At 58.8% G+C, this 18,903-nt stretch carries 20 protein-coding genes and 1 pseudogene; 9 read left to right on the top strand and 12 right to left on the bottom strand.

The annotated features are described in order from the left end of the window. Window positions 1–160: 160 nt before the first annotated feature. The 4 genes from B9Q17_RS16130 to B9Q17_RS16115 form a co-directional block, all read right to left on the bottom strand. A complete protein-coding gene (locus B9Q17_RS16130) occupies window positions 161–349 on the bottom strand; it encodes a hypothetical protein (protein ID WP_022989820.1) in 189 nt (62 codons plus the stop codon). A 41-nt stretch (window positions 350–390) separates the two neighbouring features. After that, a complete protein-coding gene (locus B9Q17_RS16125; protein ID WP_094625988.1) occupies window positions 391–1,002 on the bottom strand; it encodes a TorD/DmsD family molecular chaperone in 612 nt (203 codons plus the stop codon). Window positions 1,003–1,094: 92 nt separating this feature from the next. Beyond that, window positions 1,095–1,718: a DUF3306 domain-containing protein gene (locus B9Q17_RS16120; RefSeq protein ID WP_094625987.1), complete on the bottom strand. Its 624-nt coding sequence runs from the start codon at window positions 1,716–1,718 to the stop codon at window positions 1,095–1,097. Further along, on the bottom strand, window positions 1,718–2,296 hold the full coding sequence (locus tag B9Q17_RS16115) for a DUF3305 domain-containing protein (protein WP_094625986.1): 579 nt from the start codon (window positions 2,294–2,296) through the stop codon (window positions 1,718–1,720). Before B9Q17_RS16115 ends, B9Q17_RS16120 begins: the two co-directional genes overlap by 1 nt. Before the next feature lie 142 nt (window positions 2,297–2,438). On the opposite strand from B9Q17_RS16115, the gene B9Q17_RS16110 reads away from it, so the two are divergent. From B9Q17_RS16110 to B9Q17_RS16095, 4 genes are read left to right on the top strand one after another with little or no spacing between them, the layout of a single operon-like run. Further along, window positions 2,439–4,418 carry a 4Fe-4S binding protein gene (locus tag B9Q17_RS16110; protein WP_094625985.1) on the top strand — a complete coding sequence of 660 codons (1,980 nt, stop codon included), beginning with the start codon at window positions 2,439–2,441 and terminating at the stop codon, window positions 4,416–4,418. Window positions 4,419–4,437: 19 nt separating this feature from the next. After that, the gene (locus B9Q17_RS16105) at window positions 4,438–5,283 is read left to right on the top strand and encodes an Mrp/NBP35 family ATP-binding protein (protein WP_094625984.1); all 846 of its coding nucleotides are present in this window, start codon (window positions 4,438–4,440) and stop codon (window positions 5,281–5,283) included. Next, complete coding sequence (locus B9Q17_RS16100; protein ID WP_094625983.1) at window positions 5,280–5,984, top strand: biotin/lipoate--protein ligase family protein; 705 nt, start codon at window positions 5,280–5,282, stop codon at window positions 5,982–5,984. The genes B9Q17_RS16105 and B9Q17_RS16100 overlap by 4 nt, the downstream gene beginning before the upstream one ends. Then, window positions 5,981–6,457, top strand: coding sequence for a DUF6505 family protein (locus tag B9Q17_RS16095; RefSeq protein ID WP_022989813.1), 477 nt, complete (start codon window positions 5,981–5,983; stop codon window positions 6,455–6,457). Before B9Q17_RS16100 ends, B9Q17_RS16095 begins: the two co-directional genes overlap by 4 nt. Here B9Q17_RS16095 and B9Q17_RS16090 read toward each other — a convergent pair whose 3' ends face one another. From B9Q17_RS16090 to B9Q17_RS16060, 7 genes are all read right to left on the bottom strand, one after another. Further along, on the bottom strand, window positions 6,458–7,735 hold the full coding sequence (locus tag B9Q17_RS16090; RefSeq protein WP_094625982.1) for a molybdopterin-binding protein: 1,278 nt from the start codon (window positions 7,733–7,735) through the stop codon (window positions 6,458–6,460). Beyond that, window positions 7,732–8,223, bottom strand: a complete 492-nt coding sequence (mobB, locus tag B9Q17_RS16085; RefSeq protein WP_022989811.1) for a molybdopterin-guanine dinucleotide biosynthesis protein B — start codon at window positions 8,221–8,223, stop codon at window positions 7,732–7,734. The genes B9Q17_RS16090 and mobB overlap by 4 nt, the downstream gene beginning before the upstream one ends. Continuing rightward, the gene (gene mobA / locus B9Q17_RS16080; protein ID WP_094625981.1) at window positions 8,220–8,807 is read right to left on the bottom strand and encodes a molybdenum cofactor guanylyltransferase MobA; all 588 of its coding nucleotides are present in this window, start codon (window positions 8,805–8,807) and stop codon (window positions 8,220–8,222) included. Before mobA ends, mobB begins: the two co-directional genes overlap by 4 nt. Continuing rightward, window positions 8,800–9,669, bottom strand: coding sequence for a formate dehydrogenase accessory sulfurtransferase FdhD (locus B9Q17_RS16075; protein ID WP_094625980.1), 870 nt, complete (start codon window positions 9,667–9,669; stop codon window positions 8,800–8,802). The genes mobA and B9Q17_RS16075 overlap by 8 nt, the downstream gene beginning before the upstream one ends. A 64-nt stretch (window positions 9,670–9,733) precedes the next feature. After that, a complete protein-coding gene (locus B9Q17_RS16070; RefSeq protein ID WP_094625979.1) occupies window positions 9,734–10,540 on the bottom strand; it encodes an ABC transporter substrate-binding protein in 807 nt (268 codons plus the stop codon). Window positions 10,541–10,582: 42 nt separating this feature from the next. After that, entirely contained in the window at window positions 10,583–11,326 is a 744-nt protein-coding gene (locus tag B9Q17_RS16065) for an ATP-binding cassette domain-containing protein (RefSeq protein ID WP_094625978.1), read from the bottom strand. Beyond that, complete coding sequence (locus tag B9Q17_RS16060; RefSeq protein ID WP_094625977.1) at window positions 11,323–12,021, bottom strand: ABC transporter permease; 699 nt, start codon at window positions 12,019–12,021, stop codon at window positions 11,323–11,325. Before B9Q17_RS16060 ends, B9Q17_RS16065 begins: the two co-directional genes overlap by 4 nt. Before the next feature lie 117 nt (window positions 12,022–12,138). Here B9Q17_RS16060 and B9Q17_RS16055 point away from each other — a divergent pair, with 117 nt between their 5' ends. Both B9Q17_RS16055 and B9Q17_RS16050 read left to right on the top strand, forming a co-directional pair. Further along, on the top strand, window positions 12,139–13,023 hold the full coding sequence (locus tag B9Q17_RS16055) for a substrate-binding domain-containing protein (protein WP_022989805.1): 885 nt from the start codon (window positions 12,139–12,141) through the stop codon (window positions 13,021–13,023). A gap of 41 nt (window positions 13,024–13,064) precedes the next feature. Further along, window positions 13,065–14,189: a molybdate transporter family protein gene (locus B9Q17_RS16050; protein ID WP_094625976.1), complete on the top strand. Its 1,125-nt coding sequence runs from the start codon at window positions 13,065–13,067 to the stop codon at window positions 14,187–14,189. Between the two features lie 60 nt (window positions 14,190–14,249). Here B9Q17_RS16050 and B9Q17_RS18105 read toward each other — a convergent pair whose 3' ends face one another. Further along, the gene (locus B9Q17_RS18105) at window positions 14,250–14,417 is read right to left on the bottom strand and encodes an RSP_7527 family protein (protein WP_154707656.1); all 168 of its coding nucleotides are present in this window, start codon (window positions 14,415–14,417) and stop codon (window positions 14,250–14,252) included. 125 nt (window positions 14,418–14,542) lie between these two features. Between B9Q17_RS18105 and gcvA the strand changes: the two genes are divergently transcribed. The 3 genes and pseudogenes from gcvA to ltrA all read left to right on the top strand — a co-directional run bounded on the left by gcvA (window position 14,543) and on the right by ltrA (window position 18,812). Next, window positions 14,543–15,427 carry a transcriptional regulator GcvA gene (gcvA, locus tag B9Q17_RS16045; protein ID WP_094625975.1) on the top strand — a complete coding sequence of 295 codons (885 nt, stop codon included), beginning with the start codon at window positions 14,543–14,545 and terminating at the stop codon, window positions 15,425–15,427. Window positions 15,428–15,933: 506 nt separating this feature from the next. Further along, window positions 15,934–16,628 (top strand): annotated as a pseudogene (locus tag B9Q17_RS18425) (IS3 family transposase); the annotation flags it as partial. A gap of 660 nt (window positions 16,629–17,288) precedes the next feature. Then, window positions 17,289–18,812 carry a group II intron reverse transcriptase/maturase gene (gene ltrA / locus B9Q17_RS16020; protein WP_094625972.1) on the top strand — a complete coding sequence of 508 codons (1,524 nt, stop codon included), beginning with the start codon at window positions 17,289–17,291 and terminating at the stop codon, window positions 18,810–18,812. The last annotated feature ends 91 nt before the right edge of the window (window positions 18,813–18,903 follow it).

The following is an 18,903-nucleotide window of genomic DNA, read 5'->3' as shown; positions in this document are numbered from 1 at the left end:
TGGCAGCGAGGGATGAAAGTAAAGATCCCGCACGGGGGCCTTTCGCAACCCCGTTGGTCTTCTTCCGTAACATGTCACCTACCTCTCTCTTTTTATTCTCGTTTTTCCGGAGGTGTGATCATCCAAGAGCGTCACGCAACCTTGAATGATTCACGCATCCTTAAAAGCGAGCCGATTCGAAATACTTGCGAGTGTGTTCAGTGTCGCGCAGACCGCTGCTTTTCGGGGCTTCTGTTGCCACCCCGGCTGCAGCGTTCGGTGCAACGGCCATGGCAACAGCAGCGGGTGCTGCAGATGCGGCCAGTTGCAGGAAGCGGCGCCGACTGTTTTCACGCTTCGGGCTGTCCATCGGACTCCTCCACCTGAGTTAAGGGATCGCGCAGATCCCGGTTATTGAATTGCAAAGGCATCCGCCTCTACCGCCATGAAGGCCCGGCCCAGCGAGCCGACCGGAGCGTAGAGGACTGAGCTTTGCGCTTCTTCCAGATCCGTAAAAAATAACGCCGCCCACTTTGCCATGTGGGCGTCAAAAAAAGCTTTCTGTGATGACACATCGCTGTCGCAGGCGAATTCGCCGGTAATAATGCCCGCCATGATTTCACACAGGGTACCGATGTGATCTTCCGGTTCTTTAACGCCGTCGCTGACCTTGATTCCCCGGGCCATCAGGTCGGTACGCAGGTCTGCCAGCGGTTTCTCGTTCAGGAAGCCGGTCAGGTAATAACTGGCATAGGGCAACAGCTCACCCCGGCCTACGCCAATGAACAGGTTATTGAACTCCTGCTCGGCGTCGACGGCCGTAGTACGTTGGGCAAGGGCGGCCAGGTTTTTGTAGGCGGAACCCAGGGGGGTGTCGTCACCCTGCAAGGACGCCAGCCCTTTAAGCAGCTCGTCCGAAGGCGGGCTGCTTAACAATACAGCCAGTAATTGGTAGATCTGGGCCCGGGCGCGGTCTTCGTCAGTGATCGAGCGGGGGCATTGAAGTGCAGCGGTATCAGACAAGTCTTTTTCCTTCGGATTTTTGTACGACTTTCAGACAGTCATTTGTAAGTTATAGCCCTAACCTGTATCCGGTGCAATCATACTTCCGGCCGTCAGGATTCGAAACGCATCCTCGGCCTGTAGCGTGGCTCCCACTCTTCCCGGGGTTCGGAAATTGCCGGCTCGGCCGGATAAGACTCTGCTGAAGGTATGACCGGGGTTTCGGGCGCAGGTTCATTGTCAGCGCTCACAGGGGGCGCCTGTTTCGGGGCAGGTGGAATCACGTTTGGAGAGCTCGCCCGGGGCTCGATCTGTGTGTCGCCCTGTTCTTCACGGCGGGTGTTCTTATCGAACATGCCCTGTCCCACCTTATACAGGGTGTTTACGGTTTTGGTGGCGAGGGCGGCATCCGTGTAGTCTTCGTCGTAGTCATTCAGGCCGTCCAGCACCGCCAGCACCGGGTTGGTTTTCCACAGTGCCCGCAGGGCCTTGCGGCGCAGTAATTCCGGAATCTCTTTACGCATGAAGCCGGTGATGTCCGCACCCAGTTCAAGAGTGTCGGGGTCGGGCAGGTTGTACTTCGCCAGCACCTCCTGCTCGGGCAGGGCTTCATTGAGGGCGAGCTCCTGTTCCTCGGGTGAAGGCTCGGGGTCATTGGTTTGGGGAGGGACAGGTTCGGCCGGTTTGCCCGCTTCGGCCTTTTTGCGCGCCCAGCGCTGAAGACGTGACTCAGCCATCAGTGAACCCTCGGCTTCTTGATATTGGAGGGCGCGCGGTAAACGTCGCTTTCCTGGCGAATCCGGGGGTCGCCCTTGCCGTCTTCGACGGTGTCGACAGCAACCTCATTGCGGCGGCGTTTCTTGAAGGGCTCCTCGATGTAGTGCATATCGATAAATTCCTTGATCCAGGCCGCCAGGGACTCGGGAATCGGAACCGGTTCGACAATGCTTTCGCCACTATCCAGGGAATCCAGCGCCTCGTGGGCACTGGCGGTAACAGTGCTGACCACCCAGCCAGACGGGGACTGGCCAGTCTGGTCCTTGTCCATGACAATCCAGACGGAAGGCACGGCCATATTCAGGGAGACCAGGTAGCCCTCTACATCCGCGCGGAACAACTCCATGGTGACCGTGCCCGCGTGGTAATCGACCACTTCGTCCTCGCGAACCAGCTCTTTCCAGAACGCCTCCGGAGCGCCGGGTATCACCGCCACGGGCTTCCAGATGTCTTTCGCCCAGCGGGTTATCCCCGGGGTACGGCGTACAACGGCCCCCACCTGTAACTCACGTTTCCAATGCTCTGTACGACTGCTCATGGGAATTCTCGTTTTGTTATAGCCCTAAGCTAGCAGGACACAAACAATTATCCAATTGTCCTTACGTAAAAGCCTGTGGCATGCTCGAAAGTCAGAATTAATCTGTATACGCAGAAAAACAACGAAAAGAGCCAAATTCCTGATGACGGCACACAAGACCCTACTGTTATGCACCTGTGACAAAACACAGAGCTTTGATCCGAAGGCACTGCAGGCGGCCGCGGCAGCCGAGCAGGTCATCGTTGTGGATCAGCTGTGCGGCACAGACATGAAAACCGCTGCGGAGCACCTGGGTGGCGCAAACGAAGTACTTATTGCCTGTGGCCAGCAGGCGGCTCTGTTCGAGCGCCTGGGCGAGGATATACAGGCGGAGATCCAGCATTCCGCGCCCCTGAGCACCCTCGATATCCGGGATCGCGCGGGGTGGAGTGCGCCGCAGGCGAATCCGAAACGCCTCCATGCCAAGCAGGCAGCGCTGATGGCTGCGGCTCAGTTGCCGGCCCCCGTGGCACCGGTGAAAACCATCCGTTCCAGCGGTGTATGCTGTGTTGTTGGCCCCACCGAGCAGGCCATACGCATGGCCGAACTGGTTCAGGATGAACTCGGCGTGACCTGTATCGTCAATGATGCGGGGCCGGTACAACTGCCCTCGGCGGCCTACGACGTGGCGAAGGGCAAGCTGACCAGTGCCTATGGCGCACTGGGCAACTTCAAGCTGGAGTTCTCCGGCCTGCAGATGCTGAATCCCGCCGGCCGGGGCGAGCCCGGTTACGGCGAGGCGAAAGCCACCGCCCACAGTGAATGTGACATCTTTATCGACCTGCGCGGCATGGGCCCGGCATTCCCCAGCCACGAGAAACGTAACGGCTACTTCTGGGCCGACCCGGCCAGGACCGGGGAGCTTGAGCGCATTGCCCTGAACGCAAGGGAGATGGTGGGTGAGTTCGAGAAGACCGTGTACTTCCGGCTGGAAGAATCCCTGTGTGCCCATTCCCGGGCCAATCAGCCGGGCTGTACCCGTTGCCTGGACGTATGCTGCACCGAGGCCATTTTCTCTGCCGGCGAACATATCCAGATCGACTCGGACATCTGCGCCGGTTGCGGATCCTGCGCGGCGGTTTGCCCGACCTCTGCGATTACCATGAACGAGACCTCCTTCGAAGCCATCACACGAAACCTGGAGGTGATGGCCCGGGTTTATCGCGAGCAATCTGGCGAGGCCCCGAGGCTGGTGTTTCATACCCTGGATGCCGGCGCTGAGGCGATTGCCTACCTGGCCCGTTACGATGATGGCCTGGCAGACGATCTGATTCCGCTCGGGCTGGAGCACATTGACCGGGTTGGCCATGCCGAAATCATGGCAGCCTTCGGTGCCGGTTACGCGGAAGTGCTGATTCTGCCTGACAACGAGATTGACCGCCGGGCGGTTGCGGCGGAAGTTGAACTGGCCCAGGCCATGCTTACGGGCACCCGGAACTCTCCCAGCCGGGTCCGGGTTATCGAAGCCATCGAACTCTGCGCCGCGGGCGACAACGCCGGGCGGGTGAGTGAATCGGTACTGTTGGTGGGCGGGCGCCGTGATATCACCCGGGTAACGGCCAACGCGATGGCAGATAACATCGAGGCGCCGATTCCGCTGCCGGCCGGCGCACCCTATGGCGCCGTCGAGATTGATTCCGACAAGTGCACGCTGTGCCTGGCCTGTGTGTCGCTGTGCCCTACCGGGGCTCTGGGCGATCACCCTGATCGGCCAGAAGTACGCTTTACCGAAAACGCCTGCGTCCAGTGCGGCATCTGCGAGAGTACCTGCCCCGAGACGGCCATCACCCTGAAGCCCCGGCTGGACCTGTCGAAGGACGCGCTGAGCCCCCGGGCGTTGCATGGCGAGGAACCTTTCGAGTGCATCCAGTGTGGTAAGCCGTTTGGTGTTGCCAGCACCATTAACCGGATTGTTGAAAAGCTGGAGAACCAGCACTGGATGTACACCAAATCTGATAATGTTCAGCTGATCAAAATGTGCGACGACTGCCGGGTCAAGGCCCAGTACCATGGCAACAACGCACCCATGGCGGGCGGTGAGCGCCCCCGGGTTCGCACCAGTGACGACTATCGGGACAGCTGAACACTAGACGGGAAGTAACATGGTTCAATACACCGAAGTAGGAAAAGACAACCTGATTGGAACCGACGCGCCCCGGCCACAGGACAAGAACCCGAAGGGCGTTGATCGTATTATTGCCATTGCCTCGGGTAAGGGCGGCGTGGGCAAGTCGACGGTGGCGTCGAACCTGGCGGTTGCGCTGGCCTCGAAAGGCCTGAAAGTAGGGCTGCTGGATGCCGACGTATACGGCCCCAGCCAGCCCCGCATGCTGGGTGTTTCAGGCCGCCCGTCCAGCCCCGATGGCCACACTATCCTGCCGCTGCGCAATCACGGGGTAACCCTGATGTCTCTGGGTTTGATGGCTCCGGAAGACGAAGCCATTGTCTGGCGTGGCCCCATGCTGATGGGCGCCCTGCAACAGATGATGAACCAGGTGGAGTGGGGCCGGCTGGATGTACTGCTGGTGGACTTGCCCCCGGGGACCGGTGACGTGCAGATGACCCTGAGCCAGAAATTCTTTGTGGCCGGTGCCGTGGTGGTCTCCACGCCCCAGGACATTGCTCTGATGGATGCACGCAAGGGCATCGACATGTTCCAGCGGATGGAAGTGCCCCTGTTCGGGCTGATCGAGAACATGGCGTCGTTTATCTGTGACGGTTGCGGCAAGGAGCATCACCCGTTCGGACACGGCGGTGCCCGGGCCGAGGCTGAAAAGCTTGGCGCGCCCTTCCTCGGAGAGATCCCGCTGGACCTGGATATCCGGCTGGGTTCGGACGGCGGTGTGCCGATCGTGGTCTCCAAGCCAGAGAGCCCACAGGCAAAAGCCTTCCAGCGCATTGCCGATGAAATCATCGCCTCTGATCTCTACGCCCGGGCCATCCGATGATGCAGTCACCCCAGTTCCCGCCGTTGCTCACGGGCGAAGCGGTGCCCAGACACATGGATCCGTTTGCCAAGGCGGTCAGCCGGGCCATTGCCGGCGTCGATTCGGGTACGGTGTTCTACTCGGAGGGCCCCGATACCCTGCATGCGGCCCTGGTGCTGGCACCGGAAACGCCCCTGGAAGAAGCCATCCAGGCAGTCTACGTGGCCCAGGTCGGCCTGGCCGAGAGCCTCGGCGCCCTGGCCCCGCCGGAAGTGCCGGTACATTTCCAGTGGCCCGATCGTATCAAGGTGAACGGTGCTGTCTGCGGTAGTGTCCGCTTTGCGGCGGATGTGTCCGATCCCAAAGCCTGCCCCAACTGGCTGGTAATCGGCATTGATGTGCCCTTTATCCCGGCCGGCGACGAGCCGGGTGCCAACCCGAATGAAACCTGCCTGCACGAGGAAGGGTGTGTGGATATCACCCCCATGGCGTTGCTGGAAAGCTGGTCCAAACACACCCTGTTATGGCTGACCTACTTCCTGGACAGCGGGTTCGAGCGGGTACACAACGAATGGCGGCCCCGCTGTGACACCCTGGGCAAAACGATCGAGTATCCGAAGCCCGGGCTGTTTGTCGGGCTGGATGAAAAAGGCCGGATGCTGCTGCGGGAGGGTGTGATGACCGAAACAGTGAGCTTGATTGAATTCGCGGAGCATGTATGAAGCTGGCACGAACCCTGAGGCTGGACGTATCCGATGAAAATGTTTTTGAAAACCCGGCACCCAGTGGTGAGTGGGCCATTTCCGGCGGCTTCGAGTTTTCCAACTGGACCGAAGCAGACCTGAAGGGCAAGGCCCGCCAGGCCTTCAGTAACGGCTGGTACAGCATCGAGTCTGGTGGCCGGGCCAGTTTTGTGGGGGTGTGCAACATCACCGAAGCGGAACTGGAGCAGTTACGCCGGACCTTGGCGCAAACCTTTGTCGAGATCTACGGCGCGCCGGATATTGATGCGGCCTACCCCGTGGCCTGCGAAGAAATCGACCAGATGCGCACCATGTGCGAGGACTTCGAAGACAATACCCTGCTGATGGTCAGCCGCCGGCTGACCGATCTGGGGGTTGAGGAAACCTACCGTTCCCGGGCCCCGCAGGATGCCTCGCTGGAGGCCTTTGCGGTACACGGCAGCGTCGATTGATTACAGCCCGAAGCTGCCGTAGGGAATGAACTTTACCGGGGTGCCCGGTTCGATCTGCCGGGCGCTTTCGTCCAGCTCGACCATGCCCTCGGACCAGGCCAGGCCGGTGACCCGCCCGGAGCCTTCGGAACCGAATACCTCAACTTTTCCATCGCGAACACGGGCGCGCAACATCTCGCTGCGCCCCGGTTTCTTGTTCTTGGAAAAGTTGGCCGGCACGAGATAACTCTGGGGCTCAAACCATTCCGCACCGGCCATCAAGGCCATGGCCGGCGCGCCAAATCGCAGTGCACAAACCCAGGCGGCAACCGGGTTGCCCGGCAGGCCCACCACAGGTGTGCCCTTGAACATGGCCAGGGCAAGGGGACGGCCCGGCTTGATGGCAATGCGCCAGTTGCTGATCTCGCCATGGGCTTTCAGGGTTTTCGATACGTGGTCTTCATCCCCCGCAGAAACACCGCCGCTGGTGAGGATCAGGTCGCACTGTTCCGCGCCGCGCTCCAGCGCCTCTTTCACGGCTTCAGGCCGGTCCAGTACGTGGCCCAGGTCGATCAGTTCATAGCCCAGCTGCGTGATCATCGAGCTCAGCATCGGGCGGTTGGCATCGTATATCTGCCAGTCAGTGATCGGGGCACCAACGGGCTTTACTTCATCACCGGTCGACAGCACGCCAACCCGCAGGCGCTGGTAAACGTCGACGGATTCCACGCCCACGCTGGCGAGTACGGAAATCTGGGTGGGCGTCAGGCGGGTACCGGCGTTTAGAATCCGGTCCTGCACCTGTATATCCTCTCCGGCCAGGCGCCGGTTGGCGCCTGCCTTCAGTGTGCCGTTCAGGTGCAACTGGCCATTGATGACTTCGCAGTCTTCTTCCAGCACTACCGTGTCTGTACCTGCCGGCATGACTGCTCCGGTGAGGATGCGGATAGCGTGGCCTTCGGGAACCTGTTCCCTATAGGGTTCACCGGCGGCGCTGCGGCCGTCGACCAGCGGCAGTGCGCAGGGCACTTCGGTCAGGGGGCCGGCAAACGCATAGCCATCAACCGCGGAATTGTTGCTCGGCGGGTGGGCCCGGGGAGCAAACACGTCGGTGGCCAGTATGCGGCCGTTCAGCTGCGAGAGAGGAACGCAGTGCTCCACACCCACCACCGGGTGTAAACGGGATCGCAAACGCTCCAGGGCCTCGTCTACCGGCGTCCAGTTTACGCCGGGAGGCAGGGCAAAACAGTCGTTACGAAGCGGTTTTACGGTGCTTTCTTGATTGGCGCTGCTGCTCATGACGGTTCACGCTTCAGGATAAAGTCAGCGATTCCGGAGACATCGTTGATGTCGAAAACCGGGCCTTGGAAGTCCGCAGCATAGTCTGCCACGACGGCAACGATGCTGGAGTTCTCGTGATACAGGGCGGCGCGGGTGCTGTCCTTTCGGTGCACCTCGATTTTGGGGTGAGAGTGGGTTTTGAAACCCTCTACCACAACCCAATCGCAGGGGCCCAGCCGGGTTAGCAACTCGTCCAGCGTCGGCTCCCTGGCGCCCCGGAGTTCATGCATGATGGCAAAGCGCTGGCCGCCCGCCAGGATGACCTCCTGTGCGCCGGCCTCCCGGTGTTTGTAGCTGTCGGTTCCGGGTTGGTCCACATCCACCAGGTGATGGGCGTGCTTGATAGAGCTGACGTTCAGGCCCCGGGCGGATAATTCACGAATCACTGCGCTGGCCAGGGTAGTCTTGCCCGAATTTTTCCAGCCTACGATGCCGATCACATTCATTTCAGGTGCTGCTCTGCCCAGGCCAGGTCTTCCGGTGTATTGATGTTGAAAAAGTCGACCTCATCGAACATCACCAGCGACTCACCATGGGCCAGCGTCCACTGGCGGATTTTGCGCACGCCGTCGTTCAGGGCATCCCTCAGGTCGTTTCGCAGCGAAACATCCCAGCGGCCAAAGGTTGGCTGGGGGATCCGGCCACGTTCCGGGTCCGGAGTTGCCGCCAGTACCACTGGAGCGTCGACGCCGGACAGGCGTTCGACCAGGTCGAGGGGGAATGACGGCGTGTCTGCCGCCACGCTGAACAGCCAGTCATGCCCCTGTTCAGCGGCCCAGTCCATGCCTGCCAGAATGCCGGCCAGGGGGCCTGCGTAATCCGGTATGGAGTCGGCGACCACGGGCAAGCCAAGATCATCGAAGCGGCCCAGGTCGCCATTGGCATTTAGCACCACGGCGTCTACCTGCGGCGTAATTCTGCCGATAACTCGTTGAATCAGGGACTGATCGCCCAGCATCAACCGGCCTTTATCAACACCGCCCATGCGGTTGGCCTGGCCGCCGGCCAGGATGACGGCGCACTTACTCATGTTCAGCCCCTTTTCGACGCATTTTTTTGTCTTCATCCGGCACCTGTGAAAGGTCCTGGTCGAACACCAGTCGGTGCTGGCCACTGAGGCAGGTGAACTTCTTGCCTCGCATCCGCCCGATCAGGGTCAGCCCGACCTGACGGGCAATATCCACGCCCCAGGCGGTGAAGCCGGACCGGCTGATCAACGTCGGAATGCCCATCAGGGAAGTCTTGATTACCATCTCGGACGTCAGACGGCCGGTTGTATAGAGTACCTTGTCGGCTGCCGTAATGTTGTTGAGATACATCCAGCCTGCGATCTTGTCGACGGCATTATGGCGCCCCACGTCTTCCATATAGGCCAGGATGTTCCGGCCCTGGCATAGAGCGGTGCCGTGAATGGCGCCGGTTTCCATGTACAGGCTGGGGGTGTGGTTAATCTGGTACGAAAGGTCGTAGAAGGTGCTGGTGTGCACCGGGGTATCAGGCAGTGCCAGGCCTTCAAGGCCGGCCATCATATCGCCGAACACGGTGCCAACGGCGCAGCCGGAAGTGCGGGTTTTCTTCTCCAGCTTGTCTTCGACGTCCGTGGTGCCGGCGGTGCGAACCACGGCCACTTCCAGTTCTTCGTCGTAATCTATGCCGGTAACCTGGTCGGTTGCTTTCAGCATGCCCTGATTGAGTAAAAAGCCAAGAGCGAGGTATTCCGGGTGATCGCCGATGGTCATGGCCGTAACGATCTCCTGGCTGTTCAGGTAGATGGTCAGGGGGCGTTCTTCGATAACACTGATCGACTTCGGTTGACCGGTTTCGTCAACGCCCTCGACTGAACGGGACAGCCGGGGGTCTTGAGGATCTGGAAGGATGGAATCAATCGTCATTTTGCTCTGGCCGTCTTATGGAGGCTGCAGAGCGCAGCCTCTACATAGATTGCCAGAGATTAGCCTATTTGGCGTTCGGGAAAAACAGCTGCTCTCCATTCACCTTGAAGTCGGCAATGGCCCGCTGGCCGTCTTCTGAAATCAACCAGTTGTGCCACTTGGTGGCCAGGCCGTGCTTGAGGTGAGGGTGCTTTTCTTCAGACAGCAACAGGCTGCCATACTGGTTGAACAGCACATCGTCGCCTTCAAAGACCAGGGTGAGGTTCTGGCGGTTGCCGAAGGCTACCCAGGTGGCCCGGTCTGACATGACATAGGCATCCATGGCTGCTGCGGTATTCAGGGTTGGCCCCATGCCGCTGCCCAGTTCGCGGTACCAGTCGCCGCCTGGCTCAACCCCGGCATTTTCCCAGAGGCGCAGTTCAGCACGGTTGGTGCCGCTATCGTCGCCCCGTGATGTGAAGGGTGCCTCGGCATTGGCAATGGCTGCGAAGGCTTCCGCTGCCGTTTTTGCGCTGCGGACGTCCGCAGGATCACTCTCCGGGCCAATCAGCACGAAATCGTTATACATGACATCGGCTCGCTCGGTGGCGTAGCCGTTTTCGACAAACCGCTTCTCGCCGGCCGTATCATGCACCAGGAGGCTGTCGGCATCGCCCCGGCGGGCAAGTTCAAACGCCTGGCCGGTGCCCACGGCCACCACCCGTACCGCAATACCGGAGGCTTCTTCAAACTTGGGCAAAATGGAGTCGAACAGCCCCGAGTTCTCGGTGGAGGTTGTCGAGGCCAGGGTAATGTAATCCTCGGCATGGGCACTGAGTGCCAGGCCCATGGCCGTCACACCGGCAAGTACCAGGTTTAGGGTTTTTTTCATTTTGTTTTCTCCGTTCGTGGGTAAAGGCATCTTTCGGAACAACTATTCGACCAGTTCGCCGGCCACAAATGCCTGAGCCTGTGGGGAAACGGGCTGGTTGAAAAAGGTTTCGGCAGGGGTGTGCTCGCGCAGCTTTCCGCCCGATAAAAACAACACATCGCCGGCAAGGCGCCGGGCCTGGTGGATATCGTGGGTGGTCATCACAATGCGGGTTCCCCTCTGGTGAAAGTCATGGACGGCGGTCTCTACAGCCTTGATGGCTGCCGGATCAAGCGCAGAAGTGGGTTCATCCAGAAACAGCACCTGGGGCGAAAGTGCCCAGGCCCGGGCCAGCGTCAGGCGCTGCTGCTGGCCGCCGGAGAGCAACCGGGCCGGTGTCTTTGCGCAGGCGGCCAGGCCAAAGCGTTCCAGGGCGCCAAGCGCGAGCTTGCCGCGTTCCCGCCGGGGAACGTTATTCACGGCCAGTGCGTGGATGAGGTTTGCCACCGCGGAGCGGCGCAACAGCACCGGTTGCTGGAATACCATGGCCTGGCGCGGGGGGGTCCCGCCGGACCACGAGACCTTCCCCTGACCGGGCGAAAGCAATCCGTGGGCCAACCGCAGGAGCAGGCTTTTTCCGGCTCCGTTAGGCCCCATCACCAGGGTGGGGCCAATGCCGTCCAGGGTGAAGGAACAGGGCCCCAGCAGCACCTTGTCTTCATGGCTGAAGGTCACGCCCTCAAACCGCAGTGCCGGCGGAGGGGCAATGGTTGAGGAAACCCGGTGTGAGGCGCTCAATGAGGTCATCCTGTTCGCCTCCGGGTCAGTTCACCGACCATGTAGGCGCCGGCGTTAATCAGTATCACCAGGGTCAGCAGCACAATGCCAAGCCCAAGTGCCAGCGGCAGGTTGCCCTTGCCGGTTTCCAGTACGATAGCGGTGGTCATTACCCGGGTAACCCCATCAATGTTGCCCCCCACCATCATTACCGCGCCCACTTCCGCGCTGGCGCGGCCAAAGCCCGCCAGCAGCACGGTTAGCAGGGCAAACCTGGCATCCCACAACAGGGTGGGCATCATGCGTGCCCGTGACATGCCCAGAGAAACAAATTGCTCCCGGTACTCGCCCAGCATCTCTTCGACCTTCTGACGCGAAAGGGCAGCCAGGATGGGTAACACCAGCACTACCTGGGCAATGACCATGGCCCCCGGCGTAAACAGAAACCCCAGTTCGCCCAGCGGCCCGGCGCGGGAAAGCAGTAAATAAACCATCAACCCTGCCACCACCGGTGGTAACCCCATCAGGGCGTTGAGCATAACAATGACCCCGCCACGGCCGGGGAAGCGCCAAAGCGCGACCGCTGCGCCAAGGGGAAAGCCCAGCACAGCAGCGATCAGGACTGCCAGCAGCGATACCTGTAGCGACAGCATCACAATCTGGAACAGGGCTGCATCCAGGCTGAACAGTAGCGAGAGTGCTACATAGAACGCATTGTTTTCCAAAGCTGCGTCTCCTTATTATTTGAGCATCGTGGCGTTTCTAACTACGCTTTGCACAGCCTGCTGAAATATATGCAGTCAAAAACAGTAGTATGCTTTGCCGGACAGCAGGAGAGAGTAATGTCCCTTCCCACCTACCTCACCACCGCAGAGGCGGCCGAGTATCTGCGCCTGAAGGAGCGCAAAATCTACGACCTGGTCAGTCAGGGCGTTATTCCCTGTGTGCGGGTGACCGGAAAGCTGCTGTTTCCGCGCCAGCGTATTGATCTGTGGTTAATGAACCACCTGGAGGGGGACGACGCTGTCAGCGCGCCCACGCCGCCGGTTCTGGCCGGTAGCCAGGATCCGCTACTGGAGTGGGCCGTGAAGGAAAGCGGCGCGGAACTGGCGTTGTTGTGCCAGGGCAGTGGCGATGGGGTGCAGCGGCTGATTAACGGGCGGGCGCTGCTTGCCGGTATGCATATCTGGCATGCCGAAAGCCAGCGGTACAACGACCCGGCTACACTGGGGCTGGGCGGGATGCGTGATCTGGTGCTGATCCGGTGGGCGAAACGACAACAGGGGCTTCTCCTTGCTGCCGATAATCCCCATAAACTTGCACGGTTGGAAGATATCGCCCGCCCCGGTATTCGGGTTGCCCACCGCCAGCCCGATGCCGGTGTCAGCCATTTGTTGCAGAGCCTGCTTGCCCGCCATCGAATCGATGCAGAGCAACTCGGCTGGGCCTCGCACCCGTCACTCAGTGAGGATGATCTTGCGTTAGCTATCCGGCAGGGTGAGGCGGATATCGGCATTGGCATTGAAGCGGCGGCACGCCGGCAGGGGCTGGCGTTTATTCCGCTGCAACAGGAACATTTCGACCTGGCCATGCGCCGTCGCCACTATTTTGAGCCGGCCATGCAGCAGCTGCTGGCCTTTGCCGGCAGTGAGCGTTTTGCCCAACGGGCCGATGCACTGGGTGGCTATGATATCCGTGAATTGGGGCGAGTGGTTTATAACGCCTGACGAGTTGCCAGGTTAGAGAGACGGGTGGAACAGGAGCCAGCATGCTTACAACCCGAAAAGAATGGGTAAGAGAGGTCAGCGGCGCGCTGGGCGATATCGGCACGCTGTTGCCCCTGAGCCTTGGCGCGATTGCGGTCGCCGGGCTTGCGCCGGTGCCTGTGCTGCTGGGTTTTGCGGTGTTTTACATTGCGACCGGATTATATTATCGCCTGCCGATCCCGGTACAGCCGATGAAAGCGGTTGCCGCCTTATTACTGACCACCCAGGTAGGCCACGAAAGCCTGGTGGCCAGTGGTATTCTGATCGGTGCCATCATGTTGTTGTTAGGGGTGACCGGATGGATCAACCGGGTGGCTCGGCTGGTTCCGGGGTCGATACTGAGCGGCCTTCAGCTGGGGCTGGGGCTTTTGCTGGCAGGCATGAGCCTGGGCTTGATGGCGACGTCCTGGCTGGCGGGGCTGGCCACTTTGTTGGTGCTGGTCTTTATTCTGTGGCGGTTACCTGCCTGGCCGGCAACGCTGATCGGGTTGGGTGTATCTTTGGCGGTTGGCGCGGTAACGGGTTCGCCAGGGCTTTCGCTGGCCATGCCAGATTCCGTTGCATTCAACTGGCCGGAGCTGCCGGGCCTGAGTGACTGGCAGCAAGGGTTTTCGGTATTGGCACTGCCACAGTTAGCCCTGACATTAACCAACGCCATCCTGCTAACCGCATTACTGGCGGGAGACTATTTCGGAGAACAGGCTCATCGGGCTTCGCCGGCGCGCCTGTCGATAAGCACCGGCCTGGCCAACCTCTGCCTGGTGCCCTTTGGTGCCTTGCCTATGTGCCACGGAGCCGGGGGGCTGGCGGCGCACTATCGCTTCGGTGCCAGAACCGGTGTGGCACCCGTCTTGCTGGGAGCAGGGCTGTTGCTGGTGGCTTTGTTGCCGGGGGGCCTTTCGGTGATTGCGGCCATTCCCGCGGCAGGCCTGGGAGCCCTGTTACTGGTCGCTGCTGTAGAGCTGGCGTCGTCGAAACGTCTGTGGACAGCCAGGCCGTCATGCTGGCCCGTGATAGGCGTAACCGCGCTGGTGACCGTATGGGCTGACCCGGTGTTCGGGCTTCTTGCGGGGATGATCGCGGAAGTGCTTCGGGCGGCCTGGGTGCGCCGGCAAAAGATTGCCTAGCGTACTGACCGCCTGCTGCACTGGACACACCGGGAGGCTACTCGGATGTGCCCAGGATAATTAGTGGCTGGTAGATACCCGAGCGGTCATGCCATGAAAACGCTCTTTAATGTTTTTTACCAGTTGGCTGAACTGCTCTTTGATGTACTGGTTGCGGTATTCGGTCGCCAGGGCGATATAGTGGTCGACTTCTGCCTGGGTAACGATGTTGCTGTCTTGCTGTTTCATAATGGTGCCTCCTGAGGGCAACTGGCAATTTGTATGGTGCTTATGCTACGAGCTTCCAGGCCGATCAAAAAGCGATAAATTCTAAGCGCAATGCTGAGAAAAATTCATGATAAGGGTTTGCCCCTATGCGTCGACTTCCACCTTTAAATGCCTTGAAGATGTTCGAGGCGTCAGCGAGAAACCTAAGTTTTTCAGGGGCTTCGGAGGAGTTGTTCGTTACCCCTTCAGCGGTCAGTCACCAGGTTAAAACGCTTGAGAATTTTTTAGGCGTAGAGCTGTTCCATCGCAGCAACCGGAAAGTGACCCTGACCCCTCAGGGGGAGCAGTACCTGGCGTCTGTAAAGCACGCATTCGATGAGATCGAAATGGCGACGCAACGGCTCTCGGTGACCCAGGGTGCCAGCGTGGTTCAGATCAGCGTAGCCCCCAATTTCCTCATCCGGTGGTTGATGCCGCGGATGTCCCGGTTTCGTGCGTTATTTCCGGATGTCGAATTGCAGATCAATGCGTCTATGGGGTTGCTGGATTTCAATCGAACCAGCACAGACATGGCGGTCTACTACGGGAATGGCGAGTGGGACGACATTGAAGTGGAGTTTCTGCGCAAAGTGATGCTGGTGCCCGTGTGCGGCCCTGGCCTCTTGCAGACCGGGCCACCGCTTGAGAAGCCCTCAGACCTGGCCAATCACACGTTAATCTACGTGAGCAAGCGAACCTGGGAGTGGGATAACTGGCTGAAGAAAGCCGGGGTTGAATTCATTACCCCCAAAGGCTCCATGCAGTTGTCCAGCAGTCAGCTGACTACTGCCGCAGCCCAGGAGAATCTCGGCGTGGCCCTGGCAGACCAGACCCTGATCTCCCGGGAAATCGAATCCGGCAAACTGGTGGTGCCTTTTGATATCCCGCTCGATACCAAGAAAGCATTTTACCTGGTTTACCGGAAACACCGGCCGCTCACCAAAGGCATGGAAGCATTCAGGAACTGGCTGATGGATGAGTTGCAGGCGTAGTTGGCTATTGCAGTAAGGATCGTAAGGGTGCCTGAATATCAGGGCACTGCCTGGGCACCATTTGGGCACAAGCCAAAAAAAAGGACCTGCGCTTTCACGCAAGTCCTTGATATTCATGGCGCGCCCGAGAGGATTCGAACCTCTGACCTCTGCCTCCGGAGGGCACTATTCTATGGTGTTTTAAGTAGGGGTTAATCCACTTAATTTGAGGTGGTTCAAACAGTTACGTTTCAAGTCGCACCTTCTGGAAATCCCTTTTAATACCGATGTTTACACGATTAACGCCGAATCTGGGCACAGGGTTGTCCGGTTGTGGTTGTCGCAAAACTACCAGAATGACCGCTGCCCTTTGACCTTGATGTAATACGTTACTTGTTCAAGTGTGCCCGAGCAACTACGTGAATTTTGTCCGGTTTTGATTGTCTTAAAACAGACAGGCTGTAGTGGTTCAATGATTCCGGACACCAACGTAGGTGGTAAGATTGCCACCATAAGCGAGGTGTCTGATGACCAGAAAACGACGTTCCTTTACTCCTGAATTCAAACAGGAAGCAGCCAGCTTGGTACTGGATCAAGGTTACACCATTGCCCAGGCCTCTACGTCCTTGGGCGTGGGTGAAAGTGCTTTGCGGCGCTGGGTTCAACAGCTGACGGATGAGCGAGAAGGCATTACCCCGAAGGGCAAAGCCTTAACCCCGGAACAACGCCGGATTCAGGAGCTGGAAGCCCGCTGCAAACGCCTTGAGATGGAGAAGAGCATACTAAAAAAGGCTACCGCTCTCTTGATGTCGGACGACCTGAATCGTACGCGCTGATAGACCAGTTGAGTGAGCAAATGCCTGTTGAAATGGTCTGCAATGCGTTCGATATCAGCCGTTCCAGCTATTACGAATACCGCCACCGGCGGAACCAGATAGACGTTGAGCGTCTGGCCCTGAAGGCGCAGGTAAACCGCCTGTTCACCAAGAGCCGCAGCTCTGCCGGCAGCAGAACGATCAAGTGCATGCTCAATGACGACGGCGTTGTCATTGGTCGCTTCAAGGTACGAAGATTGATGGGTGAGCTGGGGCTGATTTGCAAGCAACCTGGCCCTCACGCCTATAAGCAGGCCACCGTTGAGCGACCGGATATCCCGAATCACCTGGATCGTGAGTTTTCGGTAGAGCAGCCCGACGAGGTCTGGTGTGGTGACATTACTTACAGTGTGCCCGGAGTCCAGGGCGAGCATGGAAGCTCAAATGGACCACGAGTCTATCTGGAATATTGAACCGGTAATTCAGGAGGAAGTAACCAATCAATCCCACCCACTGTGAGGGTGGTGAGCCTGAGCGGCAGTGACCTGCGGTATGCCCGCAGGGTGATGTAACCCGCTGACAACGGGGATTGAGGCGAGGTCACTAAGCCAAGATGATCCTCAAGGCTGAGTGCTGAAAGGCTGAAGAACATGAACCCATTCATCCGACTCTGTGGGTTGAAATGTCACCACGGCTTACGTGACCTGATAAGCCGTACGGGAAGGTTGGGCAGCATGACGCATAGGCGCTGCCAAACGAAGAAGTCCAAATTGGTAGCTCGGGCTTCGGTTCAGCAGTATCCATCACAGATTGGACTGCTGCTTCCTGTCAACTTGCGGCAAGCAAGGGTAAAGAGTGCGATGGGCAGCCTCCTCAGCATGCTGGAGTCCAGATAGGTAAACCGGGGAAGGTCAATATTGGATGCCAAGGGGGCATGACCCCGATGCCAAGTTGACTGGCGGAGCTCCCGTAGTAGTCCGCGATGGGGAAAGCCCATTACATGGCGAAGGGGAGCAGTTTAAACGTGTTTGCCAAGCAAACTACCTGACCAAACAAGGTGAAGACCTTTGATAATCAGCGAAATGCAACGCAAGCTAGCGACCTGGACAACAACCGACCCCACCCGCCGGGTGGACAGGTTGTTGCGCCTGATAGCACAGCCTGACTGGCTCGCAGAAGCGGCTCGGGTCACTCTGTCTTCCAAAGGGGCAGACACGCCCGGGATAGACGGAGAGATCAAGCTGACTGTGCAGGACAGGCTGCCGGCTATTCTTCAACAGATCAGGAGTGATTTACTCTCCGATGTTTACCAGCCGTTACCGGCCCGAAGGGTGTATATCCCAAAGGCCAACGGCAAGCAACGACCACTGGGTATCCCGACCCTACGCGACCGCATCGTTCAACGGGCCATGTTAATGGCGATGGAACCCATGTGGGAAAGCGACTTCCATACGCTCTCCTACGGGTTCCGACCGGAGCGGAGCGTTCATCACGCGATCCGTACAGTGAAACTGCAACTGACGGACAATAAGGAAACGCGCGGACGCTGGGTCATTGAAGGGGATCTGTCCAGCTACTTTGATACCGTGCATCACCGGCTTCTGATGAAAGCTGTACGTCGCAGAATCAGGGACCGACGGTTCCTGAACCTTCTCTGGCGATTCATAAAAGCCGGTCATATTGATGCAGGTCTTTTCCGGGCAGCAAGTGAGGGCGTACCTCAGGGCGGTGTTATATCGCCACTGCTATCGAATATCATGTTGCATGAGTTCGATCAGTACCTGAATAGGCGCTACCTCGGCAAAAAGGCCCGAAAGGATCGATGGTACTGGAACCACAGTATCCGAATCGGTCGAAGCTCAGCCATCCGAGAGAACCGACAATGGAAGCCAGCCGTCGCCTACTGCCGCTATGCCGATGACTTTGTGGTTATCGTCAAGGGCACCAAAGCCCAGGCAGAGGCGATTAGAGAAGAATGCCGGGAGATGCTGGAAGGAACTCTCAAGCTGACACTGAACATGGATAAGACCAAGATTACCCATGTGAATGACGGCTTCGTGTTCCTGGGGCATCGCATCATCCGCAAGCGGAGCCGCTATGGCGACATGCGGGTGGTGACGACAATCCCCCGGGATAAGGCACGTAACTTTGCAGCATCTTTAACCGCCAAGCTGTCAGGCAATTATAGTGAAAGCAAAATCGACATGGTCGAATCCATCAACCGAAAGCTGAAAGGCTGGGCGGCGTTCTACCAGTTCGTCGATTACAAAGCGAAAGTCTTCAGCTACATCGATGGTGTCGTGTTCTGGAAACTGGCCCATTGGCTGGGCCGCAAATATCGCTCCCGGCTCAAACCGCTGATGCGTCATTGGTTCAAAGCCCCGGCTTCAGGTCAAAGTAAGACTTGGGTGCTGTATGGCAAAACCAATCAGGGGCTATTCAGTGGAGCCATCCTGTACCGACTCGTCGGTCACGGGAAAAAGCGATTCCGTTGGCGTCTTCCAGAGGGTAATCCCTACCTGAGGACAGAGTCCAGAAACACGTGGACCTCTCGCTTTCCCGAAGTTGCTATGGCCTTCGCCAGCGTTTAAGCGGAGAGCCGGATGCGCTGAAAGGTGCACGTCCGGTTCGGAGAGGAGAGGCAGGGAGATAGTTCGACTACGCCCTGCCTCTTACTCTACT

It is taken from the genome of Marinobacter vinifirmus, assembly GCF_002258215.1.
Lineage (GTDB): Bacteria > Pseudomonadota > Gammaproteobacteria > Pseudomonadales > Oleiphilaceae > Marinobacter > Marinobacter vinifirmus.
Note: the sequence above shows the minus strand (reverse complement) of the source record. Positions and strands in the feature narration are given on the sequence as shown.